Genomic DNA, 11,968 nt, shown 5'->3' with positions numbered 1-11,968 from the left:
ACGCCACCGACCCCGGCCCCAGCGCCGCCCACGCCACACAGCACACACAAACCCCACCCCGGCCCCGGGTCGGCCACCCGCCTCCAGCCAACCGCCGACCCCGGCCCCAGCGCCGCCCACGCCGCACAGCACACACAAACCCCACCCCGGCCCCGGGTCGGCCACCCGCCTTCAGCCAGGCCGCCGACCCCGGCCTCAGCGCCGCTCGCGGCGCTCGTCCCGCAGTCGTCGCAGCCGGTTCACGGTCACCGGGTCGTGCTCCAGGGCGCGGGGGTCGTCCAGCAGCGCGTTCAGCAGCTGGTAGTAGCGGGTGGGCGAGATGCCGAGCCGCTCCCGTATCGCGCGCTCCTTGGCGCCCGGCCCCGGCCAGCCGCGCCGCTCGACGGCGAGCACGGCCCGGTCCCGGTCGGACAGGCCGTGCTCGGAGCCGTCACCTGAGCCGTCATCCGAGCCGTCACCCGGCCCAGTGGCCTGGTCCGGCTCCCCCGCCTCGTCCGGCTCGGCAGGCCCGGTCGCCTCGGTCGGCACCCCCGCCTCGTCCGGCTCGGCGGCGTCCTCCGTGGGACCGGGCATGTCCACCGTCACGTCCCCGAGTTCTCCATGGCGTCGGCCTCACGCTGGATCTCGCCCAGAACGCTCGCCGGGTCGCCGCCCTTCACCACCGTCGAGCCGATCTTCTCCTTGATCAGCTTGCTGACGTTCGCCCAGGAGGTCTTGTCGGCCGGGTAGAACTCGGCGCTCTCCAGCTCGTCCAGGAACCGCCACAGCCGCTTGTAGTCGTTGTCGGCCCGCATCGCCTGGGAGGCGGACGTGGTCACCGGCAGCAGGTCGTACTCGGCGGCGAAGTCGAGCACGTTCTGGTCGCTGTAGACGAAGTTGAGGAACTTGCCGATCTGCTGGCGGTTGCCGTTCTGCTTGAAGGCCATGAGCCAGTCGGCGACGCCCATCGTCGACCGGGACTTGCCCTTGCGGCCGGGCAGCGGCGCGGTGGCGTACTTGATGCCGTGGCCGGACGCCTGCTGCATCAGGGTCGGGTGGCCGTTGAGCATGCCGACCTCGCCGCGGGTGAAGGCGTCGAAGACGTCCTGACGGTTGGTGTGGGCCGGGGAGCCGGGGCCGGTGAGGCCCGCGCCGACCAGCTCGTCCCGGAGCCACTCGAAGGTCTTGATGTTCTCGGCCGAGTCGATGGTGTAGCTGCCGTTGGTGTCGGTGTAGCCGCCACCGCCGCCGAGCATCCACATCATGGTCTCGGCCTGGCACTCCTCGGGGCCGAGCGGCAGCCCGTAGGGAATCCGCACGCCGTTCGCCTTGAGCGCCACCGCGGCCTGCTTCAGCTCGTCCCAGGAGGTGGGGGCGGAGGATATGCCGGCCGCGTCGAAGAGCTTCTGGTTGTAGAAGAGCACCCGGGCGCTGGCGACGAAGGGCACCCCGTACTGCACCCGGCTGACCTCGCCCGCGTGCTCGATCGAGGTGATGAATCCGGCCTGGGTGGGGATGGAGAGCATCTGGTCGGCGCGGTAGAGCTTCCCGGCCGCGGCGTAGTCGGCGTACGCGCCGATCTGGGCGATGTCCGGGGCCTGGCCGTTCTTGACCATGTCGGCGACCCGCTTGTCGACCTCGGTCCAGCTGTAGACCTTGACGTCGACCGTGATCTCGCTGTTCTTGACCTCGAACGCGCGGGCCAGCTTCTCCCAGTACTTCTGAGAGGTGTTCGCGGCGCTGTCTCCGTAGTCGGCCGCGATCACCTTCAAAGTGCCGTTACCGCCCGAACCGGCACTGTCGCTGCCGCAGGCCGTCAGCGCGGGCGCCGTCGCCATCGCCGCGGCACCCGCCGTCGTCAGACCCAAGAACCGTCGCCGCTGCACCGCTGCTTCCCACCCTATGGCTTGATTCATCCTCCCGGGTTCGTCCCCCGAGGTCGAGCGAGTCTGCCTTGCAAACCTCCACAAGGTCTACACCATGGGCATATCGCTTCGGTATCGGGCACCCATGTTCCCAGCACTGGGCAGTCTTACACCTCTAAGTGGAATGTGTCACGCCGCCACAATTCCCTTGTGGGCGCCGGAATCAAGGGCGAGAACGGGTCAATGCGGCCAGTTGCGGAAGAGGCTCGAAGTTCCGACGAGAAGCGGCGAGTGGACTAGACCTCTCATGGTGGATCGCGCGAGACTGTTCCCGTGAAACACGTCATCGCCCTGGATGTGGGCGGCACCGGCATGAAGGCCGCCCTGATCGGGGCGGACCACACACTGCTCCATGCGGCCCGGCGGCCCACCGGGCGGGAGCACGGGCCCGACGCGGTCGTCACCGCGATCCTCGACTTCGCCGCCGAGCTGCGCGAGCTCGGCGAGCGGCAGTTCGGCGGACCGGCCGCGGCGGCGGGCGTCGGCGTGCCCGGAGTCCTCGACGAGGACCGCGGGGTGGCCGTCTTCGCCGCCAATCTCGGCTGGCGGGACGTACCGCTGCGTGCGCTGCTGTCCGAGCGGCTCGGCGGGATCCCCGTCGCGCTCGGGCACGACGTGCGGCTGGGCGGGCTGGCCGAAGGCCGGATAGGAGCGGGCGAGGGCGCGGACCGGTTTCTGTTCGTGTCGGTGGGCACCGGGATCGCGGGCGCCATCGGCATCGAGGGCCGGATCGACCCCGGGGCGCACGGCTCCTCGGGGGAGATCGGCCATATTGTCGTGCGGCCGGGCGGCCCCGTCTGCGGCTGCGGTCAGTCGGGGTGCCTGGAGATGTTCGCCTCGGCGTCCGCCCTCGGCCGCGCCTGGGCCGAGGCGAGCGGCGACCCCGCGGCGGACGCGGCCGACTGCGCCAAGGCCGTCGCGTCCGGGGACCCGAGGGCCGCGGCGGTGTGGCGGGAGATGGTGGGCGCCTTCGCCGACGGTCTGGTGATCGCCGTCACCCTGCTGGACCCCGGTGTGCTGATCATCGGTGGGGGGCTCGCCGAGGCCGGGGAGACGCTGTTCGCACCGCTGCGTACGGCGGTCGAGGAGCGGATCACCTTCCAGAAGCTCCCCCACATCGTCCCGGCGGCCCTCGGGGACACCGCCGGATGCCTGGGCGCGGGTCTGCTCGCCTGGGATCTTCTCTCCACGGAGGTATCCGCCTGATGGTCCAGCGAACGGTTCTCACGGGCGCCCGGGTGGCGCTGCCGGGAGGCGTGGTCGAGAGCGGGCGGGTGACGGTCGAGGGCACGCGCATCGCCGCGGCGGGCACGGGCACGGGCGCGGAGCGGGCACCCGAGGGCGACGCGGTACTGGATCTGCCCGGCGACGCGGCGCTGGATCTGTCCGGCTGCTGGATCGTCCCCGGCTTCGTCGATATGCATGTGCACGGCGGCGGCGGCGCGTCCTTCTCGGCGGGCAGCCCCGAGGAGGCCCTGACCGTCGCCCGTACCCACCGGCAGCACGGCACCACGACGATGCTCGCCTCCACCGTCACCGGCGACCTCCACGACCTCGCCCGGCAGGCGGCGGTCCTCTCGGAGCTGGTCGAGCAGGGCGAGTTGGCGGGCCTCCACTTCGAGGGGCCGTTCATCTCGCCGCACCGCTGCGGCGCCCACCAGCCGTCCCTGCTGCGCGCGCCCGACCCCGCGGACGTCCGCAAGCTCGTCGACGCCGCGCGCGGCACCGCCAGGATGATGACCCTCGCGCCCGAGCTGCCCGGCGGTCTGGAGTCCGTACGGCTGCTCGCCGACAGCGGCGTCCTCGCGGCCGTCGGCCACACCGACTCCAGTTACGAGGCGGCGCTGGAGGCCGTGGAGGCGGGCGCGACCGTGGCGACCCACCTGTTCAACGCGATGCCGACGCTGCTGCACCGCGAGCCCGGCCCGGTCGTGGCGCTGCTGGAGGACGAGCGGGTCACCGTCGAGCTGATCAACGACGGTACGCATCTGCACCCCGCCGTCCTCCAGTTGGCGTTCCGCCGCGCGGGCGCGGACCGGGTCGCCTTCATCACCGACGCGATGGGCGCCGCGGGCATGAGCGACGGGCGCTATCCGCTCGGCCCGATGGAAGTCGAGGTCAAGGACGGCGTCGCGCGGATCAGCGACGGGCCGACGGCCGGTTCGATCGCGGGCTCCACCCTCACCCTCGACCAGGCCTTCCGGCGGGCCGTGACGGTCGACGGGCTGACCGTCGAGCAGACCGTGCGGGCGCTGTCCGCGACGCCCGCGCGGGTGCTGGGCGTGGACGACCGGGTGGGCTCGCTGGAGCCGGGCAAGGACGCTGACCTCGTCGTCCTCGGCGAGGACTTCCAGGTCCGGGGCGTGATGCGGCACGGCGACTGGGTGGTACGCCCCGAACTGGGCTGAAGTGGGCTGATTTTGGGCCGCGGCGAGGTGTCCTGAACCCCACGGAGGTCTGGGCCGACAGCACGGGCTTTGGCATGATCGCTCAGGCACGAGCACCGCTCGGCACACAGTCGCACGCTTCAGCACAGGAATCTCCGTCCGGCGGGGGGACGGGAGAGGGGATGCCAGGGTGATCCTGACGGTCACGCTCAACACCGCCCTCGACATCACCTACCGGGTGCCCCAACTGCGCCCGCACACCACCCACCGCGTCACCGAGGTCACCGAGCGGCCCGGCGGCAAGGGGCTCAACGTCGCGCGGGTGCTCGCCGCACTGGGCCATGACACCGTCGTCACCGGCTTCGCCGGCGGGGTGACGGGCACGGTGCTGCGGGAGCTGCTCACCGGTCTCGCGGGGCCCGGTGACGGCCAGGGGACGCCGCGCGGTGAGATCACCGACGCGCTCGTGCCGATCGCCGGTACGACCCGGCGCACCATCGGCGTCGTGGACGGTGCGACGGGCGACACCACCCAGCTCAACGAGCCCGGCCCGCTCGTCACCAGCCCCGAGTGGTCCGCCTTCCTCACCACGTACACCCGGCTGCTGAGCGGGGCGTCGGCGGTCGCACTGTGCGGCAGCCTGCCGCCCGGCGTCCCCGTCGGTACATACGCCCAGCTCGTCCGTGAGGCACACGCGGCCGACGTGCCCACGCTGCTGGACACCAGCGGCGAACCGCTGCGCCGGGGCATCGCCGCCCGCCCGCATATGGTCAAGCCCAACGCCGACGAGCTCGCCGGGCTCACCGGCTCCACCGATCCGCTGCGCGCCGCGCGGGACGCCCGGCGGCGCGGGGCGCGCGCCGTGGCCGCCTCACTGGGCGCCGACGGCATGCTCGTGGTCACCTCCCAGGGCTCCTGGCACGCCGCCCCGCCGCGCCGCCTCGCCGGCAATCCAACGGGGGCCGGGGACGCGGCGGTCGCGGGGCTGCTGTCGGGGCTCGTCGAGGAGGTGCCGTGGCCGGACCGGCTGGCGCGCGCGGTGGCCCTGTCGGCGGCGGCCGTACGGGCCCCGGCGGCGGGCGAGTTCGACCGGGCGGCCTATGACGAGCTGCTGGGGCGGGTCGAGGTCACCGAGCGCCCGGCGGCGGCGTAAGCGGCAACGGGAACTGGAACTGGAACTGGCCGATTCGCCCACCGGCGCCCGTCGTCGCGTCGGCCACCGAGTCCGAATGGATCGCGCCAATTCCATAGGCCACTTGAAATCCTCTGCCTTCACTTGATCGCGCTTCGTAGATTTGCCAGCGACCACCTGAAGTCCACGTAGGGAATTCGATGCGAAAGAAAATGCTTCGGCTCGCGGCAGTGGGGGTTGTCGCGTTCGCCGACGTCAGCGTGATGCCTTCCGCGGCGACAGCCTCCGACCGGCCGGCGATAGCGTACGGCGCCCAGGACAAGGGCTGGGGGTCGAACGATTTCCAGGACGTCAGCATCCGAGTAGCACCGGGGCCCGCGGCCGAGAAGATCGTCACTCTCAAAGCCGGACACCATGTCTACTGCTATTACGATGACGGCGACGGGGCCGTGAACGTACGACGACTGCGACGGGGCCGTGAACGGCGGAAGCTACCGGTGCACCAGCTCCTCCCCCTCGGAGAAGCTCTGGCACGTCGTCAAGTGGAACGGGCGGAAGGGATACACCGCCTCACGGTGCCTGGAGTGGGGCAGGGCGGGCTGACGTCCTCGACAGCCGCGGGCGGTGTTCCGAAGTGCCGGTCGCACGTGGAGCACAACCCGCGGACCCTGTCAGCCGGCGACCTCAACCACTGGTGACGTTGCCGCTGCGGAGCCAGACCCGCTCGAGAGCGAAGTCGCACTTATTCCCTTGTTCGCACGAGATCTTGACCTGATTTTTTCCCTGCTCGAGGTTGATATAGGCGTAGGTGCGGGTCCACCCGTCTTCCCATTTCCCCTCGCCCGCATGAGCGAAATTCTGCAGGTTTACCGAGTTGTTTTGCCGCGCTCCATTGACCGTGAGGGTGGCGTCGGCGTCCTTCCCGGGAACGCCGAAGCCGACGAACAGCGTGTACTTCCCGGCTTGGGGCACCTCGACGTCCCACGTGGCCGCAGCGCCTTGATTGTTGAAGCCCGCGACGTATGTGCCGCCACTGGACTTGGCCCCGGGGATGTCCTTCGCGGTGGCGGCGCCGCCCTCGAGACTCAGGCCTGACGCGTCCTGGCTCGGCAGGTCGGAGGGCTTCTTGGGCGGCTTCGTCGGCTTGTCGGTGGGCTTGACACTCTCACCCGACGTGGGCTGGTTGGTCGGGTTGGCCTGGTTCCCCTTGTCGTCGCCGTTGGTGATCATCGCGACGCCGATGCCGATGATGACCACCGCGACCACGGCGAGCGCGCCAATGAGCAGGCCCTTGTTGTTGGGGCCCCGGCCGCCGCCCCCGTGACCGCCACGCGGGGCCGTACCGGGCTGGCGGGGGGCGCCGCCGGGGAGGGTCTCGGGGGCGGCGTAGTGGGCGTTCTGCTGGCCGTATCCCGGCCCTTGGGCCTGGCCCTGAGCCTGCTGGCCGTAGCCCTGCTGCTGGTTCGGGACCTGCCGACCGTAGGTGCGCTCGCCCACCACGCGGACTTGGTTGTACGAGGTGCGGGGGACCCCCGGCTGGGCGGGGCCGGGATAGCCGTAGCCGCCGGTGCGCGGGGCGGCACCCGGCTGACCCGACTGGCCGCCCTGGCCCTCCTGGTCGCCCTCCGCGCGGTACAGGTAGGCGAACGGGTCGTCGTTCTCCGGTGTGTCCGAGCCGTTGTTGCCGGCCGTCATCCCTGGTCACTCCCCTATGCATATGGCCATCGGCGCAAGGATGCGTACGCGCCACGACAGCTCATATCAGGCCGACAGGGCCTCAGCAGGGACGTGCGCTGTCCGGATGGCCAATATTCATGATCGGTTCACTGTCGGCGGCAGGGCCGCATCGGCGCAGCCTACCGTGACCGGAGCGGGGCGGATGGCAGCCCGGGGCCCGGCCCTGCCTCACCCGGCCCGTCTGCGGTCCTTCGAACGCGACCGCTTCTCGACGTACATCCGCTGGTCAGCGGATTGCAGCACCTCTTCGGCCGACATTCCGCAGCCGGCCCAGCCGATTCCGAAGCTGGCCCCCACGCGGACGGCCCGGCCGTCCACCCGGATCGGGGGGATGATCGCGTTACGCAGCCGGACGGCCAGGTCCTCGGCGTCGGCCCGGCCGAGGCCGTCGGCGAGGACGACGAACTCGTCACCGCCGAGACGGGCGACCGTGTCCCCGTCCCGTACGCCGTTGATCAGCCTGCGGGCGACCTCGATGAGGACGGCGTCGCCCGCGTGGTGTCCGAACCGGTCGTTGATGGACTTGAAGCCGTCGAGGTCGCAGAAGAGCACCGCGAGCCCCTTATGGCCGTCATCGACGTCGCTGTCCTCGTTCGGCGCGATGGTGTGCACATGGCCGTCGAACGTGACGCCGGCGGCGGGCGGCCGACTGCCGAAGCTCTCGAACTCGTCGAAGCCGTGCAGATGGCCGCTCGCGTCCACATGGAGGCCGGCGGCCAAGGTGGCCTCGTCCTCGTACCCCGGGCGGTCCGGCAGCGGCGGAGTGGCGCACAGCCGGGCGCCGAGGCGGGCGCGCAGCTCGGCGCTGTTGGGCAGGCCGGTCAGGGAGTCATGGCTGGCGCGGTGGGCGAGCTGCAGCTCATGGCGCTTGCGCTCTTCGATGTCCTCGACATGGGTGAGCAGGAAGCGCGGGCCGTCGGCGGCGTCGGCGACCACGCTGTTGCGCAGCGACACCCAGACGTAACTGCCGTCGCGGCGGGCCAGCCGCAGCTCGGAACGGCCGCCCTCGGCGGAGGTGCGCAGCAGGGTGCCTATGTCCTCGGGGTGGACGAGGTCGGAGAAGGAGTAGCGGCGCATCGCGGACGCGGGGCGGCCCAGCAGCCGGCACAGGGCGTCATTGGTGCGCAGCAGCCGGCCGTGCTGATCGCCGCCCATCTCGGCGATGGCCATGCCGCTGGGCGCGTACTCGAACGCCTGCCGGAAGGATTCCTCACTGGCGCGCAGGGCCTGCTGCTCACGCTCCAGGCGCAGCAGGGCGCGCTGCATATTGGCGCGCAGCCGGGCGTTCCCGATCGCGATGGCGGCGTGGAAGGCGTACATCTGGAGCGCCTCGCGACCCCATGCGCCGGGGCGGCGCCCATTGCGCGGCTTGTCGACGGAGATGACGCCGATGAGCTCGCCGCCGGACGCACCCGCCGCGTACAGCGGGGCGAACAGCCGGTCCATCGGGTGCCATTCGTCGGCGAAGCGGGGCGCGGGGCCGGGGGTGTGCCATTGCGGGACGTCGTCGTCGTCGAGGACCCAGCCCTCGGTGTACGGGATGAAGCGCAGATCGCCCCAGCGGTCGCCCATGGACAGCCGGCGCTCCCAGGAGCAGCGGGAGCCGACCCGCCCGGCCATCAGGGCCTCGGCGCCGGCGCTGCCGCCGACGGCGGCCACGACCAGGTCCCCGTCGGGGCGGACGAGATTGACGGCCGAGAGCTCAAAGCCGAGCCCGGTGATCGCCCCGTCGGCGACGGCCTGCAGGGTGTCGGCGAGGCTGCGGGCCGTGTTCAGATCCGCGACTACCTGGTGCAGCTGCCGCAGGGTCGCAAGGCGGATGTAGGGCTCCGACTCGGTCTCCATCGCTCGCACTCCCCCGAGACCTCGACAGCAACTCCTGGCTTCTTGTCGTCCGATTGCCACGGCCACTGAATCACAGCGAGCTGCCCACTCGGTACACAGGGTCAACAATTACTGGCTGCTGTGACTCATGTCACAGACCGTGTTCGCGTCTTGGAGACACCGCATGGGAGCGCTCCTACTTTTTCTGAACGCAAATTCCGGAACGACGGGGCCTGGCCATCACAGGTGCCCACTGGTATCCGGGCGGCGTCCGGCCTGGCGGCCGGCCTGATGTCCGACCTACGGCCGAGGGCCTACGCCCGGTGTGGTCCCGGGGCCCGATGCGCCGACCGAGTGAACCCGGTTAGCGTTCGAGGTGTGTTCCCTACGACGCCTTCCGCCCGTGCCACCGGCCTCGCCACCGACCCTGCCTCCGACCCCGCTTCGGCCGCCGCTTCGGCCGCCGCTTCGGCCGCCGCTTCCGCCGCCGCTTCCGCCGCCACCGAGCCCGCCGTCCCGCATGCTGGTGGGGTGAGTGAGGACGAGTTCCGCGCCGCGCTGTCGCGATTCGCGGCGGGCGTGGTGCTGGTGACCGCGCACGACCCGGACGAGGGGGCGCGCGGCGAGGACGTCGGCATGACGGCCACCGCGTTCATGTCGGTGTCACTTGACCCGCCGCTGGTGATGGTGAGCGTTCGCAACGGCTCCCGGATGGACGACCTGCTGGCCCGGCAGCCGCTCTGGGCAGTGTCGGTCCTGTCGGAGGGTCAGCGGCATATCGCAGGACGATTCGCTATGAAGGGGCGCATCAGCGACAGACTGCTGTTCGAGGACATGCCCCTGGTCCGGGGCGCGGAGGCAGACGCTCCGCTCGTCGCGGGGGCGCTGGCGACGCTGGAGTGCCGGACCGAGCAGCGGGTGACGGCCGGGGATCACACGCTGGTGGTGGGGCGGGTGCTCGCGGCGGCGGCGCCGAGCGCCGAGGGCGGGCCGCTCATCCACTTCCGGGGGCGCTACCGGACGCTGGGGTGACGCGCGGCGCCGAACCGGCCTACGCGCCGGACAGAGGCTGCACGCCGGACAGGGCTGCACGCCGGACAGGGCCTACATCCGGCCACGGCCGGAGCGAGGGGCCCTGCAGCCCCTCTATACCCACCCACGGCCGGAGCGGCCGCGCTTGGTATCGCTCCGCTGCTTCTTCTCGCGCAGGCGGCGCTCATTGATGCCGCGTGGGATCCGGGTGGCGCGGCGCGGCTTGGGCGGCGGCGCGGTGGCCTCCGCGAGCAGCGAGGCGAGCCGTACGGCGGCCGTCTCGCGGTTGCGCCACTGCGAACGGTGCTCCGAGGCCCGTACGGTCACCACCCCGTCCACCAGCCGCCCCGCCAGCCGCTCCAGCGCGCGCTGCTTCCATACGGGGGGCAGCGCCTCGGTGCGGGCGAGGTCGAAGCGCAGCTCGACCTGGCTGTCACTGGTATTGACATGCTGTCCGCCGGGCCCGGAGGACCGCGAGAAACGCCACATGAGCTCGGCCTCCGGCAGGGAGACCGAACCACGGATGACATAGGGCGCGGACATGCCTCCATCGTCGCGCGCGGACCCCTGTGCCGTCATCTCGTTTTGCGGGCGTGGGTCGCTCGTATTTGCGGGCGTGCGCCGTGCGGGGAGGGTGGGACATCAGGGTTTGGCAAAGAAAGTAAAGAGAGCTGGAACCTGTTGGGGCCTTGATGGCGTTGTGGAGGGTGACGGCAGCTTCGCCCGGTCGGTCGTCCGGTGCACGGCCCGTCGACTCGGACCATCGAGACCACGAAAGGGACTCCCCATGGCTGTAAGCCTGTCCAAGGGCGGCAACGTCTCGCTCACCAAGGAGGCACCGGGCCTGACCGCCGTCACGGTCGGCCTCGGCTGGGACGTCCGCACCACCACGGGCACCGACTTCGACCTGGACGCGAGCGCCATCGCCGTGAACGGGAACGGCAAGGTCTACTCCGACCAGCACTTCGTGTTCTTCAACAACAAGGCCACCCCCGACCAGACCATCGTCCACACCGGTGACAACGTCACGGGCCAGGGCGAGGGCGACGACGAACAGATCAACGTCAACCTGGCCGCGCTGCCGGCCGACGTCGAGAAGATCGTCTTCCCGGTCTCCATCTACGACGCCGAGTCCCGCAGCCAGAACTTCGGCCAGGTGCGGAATGCGTTCATCCGCATCATCAACCAGGCCGGCGGCACCGAGATCGCCCGCTACGACCTCAGCGAGGACGCGGCCACCGAGACCGCCATGGTCTTCGGCGAGCTGTACCGGAACGGGGCGGAGTGGAAGTTCCGCGCCGTGGGCCAGGGCTACGCCGCGGGCCTGGCGGGCATCGCCCAGGACTTCGGTGTCAGCGTCTGACGGCGTCAACGTCTGACGTCCTGACAGGCGAACCCGAGGGCCGCCCCCACGAGGGGGCGGCCCTTGCCGCGTCCGCGGGGTTCCGGCGACCCGATGTCACCGCGCCACGCACGCCGCGGGGGCGGAGACCGCCGTCGACGGGGCGGCGTACGCGCTTGCCGACCCGCTGTGCCCACCGGCCCACCGCGTTTGCGAGGCCCGCCGCGCCACCGACCATCCGCGCTTGCCGACCCGCCGCCGCCCACCGGCCCGCCGCCTTGCCGGGCCAGCCGCACCACCGGCCAGCCGCGTTTGCCGACCCGCTGTGCCCACCGGCCCACCGCGCTTGCGAGGCCCGCCGCGTTTGCGAGGCCCGCCGCGCCACCGACCATCCGCGCTTGCCGACCCGCCGCACGCACCGGCCAGCCGCGCTTGCCGACCCGCTGTGCCCACCGGCCCGCCGCGTTTGCGGGGCCCGCCGCGTTTGCGGGCCCGCCGCGCCACCGACCATCCGCGCTTGCCGACCCGCCGCCCGGCTCTACACCGACGCGGTGCGCGCGGTCGAGGCCGCCCGTGAGCATCCGCTGGTCGACCCCGCGCGGATCGTGGT

Annotated in this window: 11 protein-coding genes; 6 read left to right on the top strand and 5 right to left on the bottom strand. The window is 71.6% G+C overall.

What is annotated here, in order from left to right:
* Window positions 1–195: 195 nt before the first annotated feature.
* Together ABZS71_RS21090 and ABZS71_RS21085 are read right to left on the bottom strand one after the other, a co-directional pair.
* On the bottom strand, window positions 196–414 hold the full coding sequence (locus ABZS71_RS21090; RefSeq protein ID WP_355842150.1) for a DUF3263 domain-containing protein: 219 nt from the start codon (window positions 412–414) through the stop codon (window positions 196–198).
* Window positions 415–581: 167 nt separating this feature from the next.
* On the bottom strand, window positions 582–1,817 hold the full coding sequence (locus tag ABZS71_RS21085; protein WP_356212243.1) for an extracellular solute-binding protein: 1,236 nt from the start codon (window positions 1,815–1,817) through the stop codon (window positions 582–584).
* Window positions 1,818–2,177: 360 nt separating this feature from the next.
* Here ABZS71_RS21085 and ABZS71_RS21080 point away from each other — a divergent pair, with 360 nt between their 5' ends.
* From ABZS71_RS21080 to ABZS71_RS21070, 3 genes are all read left to right on the top strand, one after another.
* Entirely contained in the window at window positions 2,178–3,110 is a 933-nt protein-coding gene (locus ABZS71_RS21080; RefSeq protein ID WP_356212241.1) for an ROK family protein, read from the top strand.
* Window positions 3,110–4,312 (top strand): N-acetylglucosamine-6-phosphate deacetylase, encoded by a 1,203-nt coding sequence (nagA, locus tag ABZS71_RS21075; protein WP_356212238.1) that lies wholly within the window; start codon window positions 3,110–3,112, stop codon window positions 4,310–4,312. The genes ABZS71_RS21080 and nagA overlap by 1 nt, the downstream gene beginning before the upstream one ends.
* Window positions 4,313–4,481: 169 nt before the next feature.
* Complete coding sequence (locus ABZS71_RS21070; protein ID WP_356212235.1) at window positions 4,482–5,444, top strand: 1-phosphofructokinase family hexose kinase; 963 nt, start codon at window positions 4,482–4,484, stop codon at window positions 5,442–5,444.
* A gap of 663 nt (window positions 5,445–6,107) precedes the next feature.
* Here the strand turns inward: ABZS71_RS21070 and ABZS71_RS21065 are convergent.
* Window positions 6,108–7,118: a CBM35 domain-containing protein gene (locus ABZS71_RS21065; RefSeq protein WP_356212233.1), complete on the bottom strand. Its 1,011-nt coding sequence runs from the start codon at window positions 7,116–7,118 to the stop codon at window positions 6,108–6,110.
* Window positions 7,119–7,328: 210 nt separating this feature from the next.
* Complete coding sequence (gene cdgB / locus ABZS71_RS21060) at window positions 7,329–9,005, bottom strand: diguanylate cyclase CdgB (RefSeq protein WP_356212231.1); 1,677 nt, start codon at window positions 9,003–9,005, stop codon at window positions 7,329–7,331.
* A 510-nt stretch (window positions 9,006–9,515) separates the two neighbouring features.
* On the opposite strand from cdgB, the gene ABZS71_RS21055 reads away from it, so the two are divergent.
* The gene (locus tag ABZS71_RS21055) at window positions 9,516–10,016 is read left to right on the top strand and encodes a flavin reductase family protein (protein WP_355842147.1); all 501 of its coding nucleotides are present in this window, start codon (window positions 9,516–9,518) and stop codon (window positions 10,014–10,016) included.
* A 114-nt stretch (window positions 10,017–10,130) separates the two neighbouring features.
* Here the strand turns inward: ABZS71_RS21055 and arfB are convergent, their stop codons facing one another.
* On the bottom strand, window positions 10,131–10,559 hold the full coding sequence (gene arfB, locus ABZS71_RS21050) for an alternative ribosome rescue aminoacyl-tRNA hydrolase ArfB (protein WP_355842045.1): 429 nt from the start codon (window positions 10,557–10,559) through the stop codon (window positions 10,131–10,133).
* A gap of 244 nt (window positions 10,560–10,803) precedes the next feature.
* On the opposite strand from arfB, the gene ABZS71_RS21045 reads away from it, so the two are divergent.
* Entirely contained in the window at window positions 10,804–11,379 is a 576-nt protein-coding gene (locus ABZS71_RS21045; protein ID WP_355842042.1) for a TerD family protein, read from the top strand.
* A gap of 377 nt (window positions 11,380–11,756) precedes the next feature.
* Window positions 11,757–11,968, top strand: a 212-nt coding sequence (locus tag ABZS71_RS21040; RefSeq protein ID WP_356212228.1) for a hypothetical protein, incomplete at its 3' end; no start/stop codon positions are given.

The sequence above is a fragment of the Streptomyces sp. NPDC005393 genome, assembly GCF_040606675.1.
Taxonomy (GTDB): Bacteria; Actinomycetota; Actinomycetes; order Streptomycetales; family Streptomycetaceae; genus Streptomyces.
The sequence above is the reverse complement of the archived record's forward strand: the minus strand, read 5'-3'. Positions and strand labels throughout refer to the sequence as shown.

Coding starts and splice junctions, on each gene's coding strand:
- ABZS71_RS21085 (WP_356212243.1), bottom strand. CDS start 1,817: ATGGCGACGGCGCCCGCGCTGACGGCCTGCGGCAGCGACAGTGCCGGT.
- nagA (WP_356212238.1), top strand. CDS start 3,110: ATGGTCCAGCGAACGGTTCTCACGGGCGCCCGGGTGGCGCTGCCGGGA.
- ABZS71_RS21065 (WP_356212233.1), bottom strand. CDS start 7,118: ATGACGGCCGGCAACAACGGCTCGGACACACCGGAGAACGACGACCCG.
- cdgB (WP_356212231.1), bottom strand. CDS start 9,005: ATGGAGACCGAGTCGGAGCCCTACATCCGCCTTGCGACCCTGCGGCAG.
- arfB (WP_355842045.1), bottom strand. CDS start 10,559: ATGTCCGCGCCCTATGTCATCCGTGGTTCGGTCTCCCTGCCGGAGGCC.
- ABZS71_RS21045 (WP_355842042.1), top strand. CDS start 10,804: ATGGCTGTAAGCCTGTCCAAGGGCGGCAACGTCTCGCTCACCAAGGAG.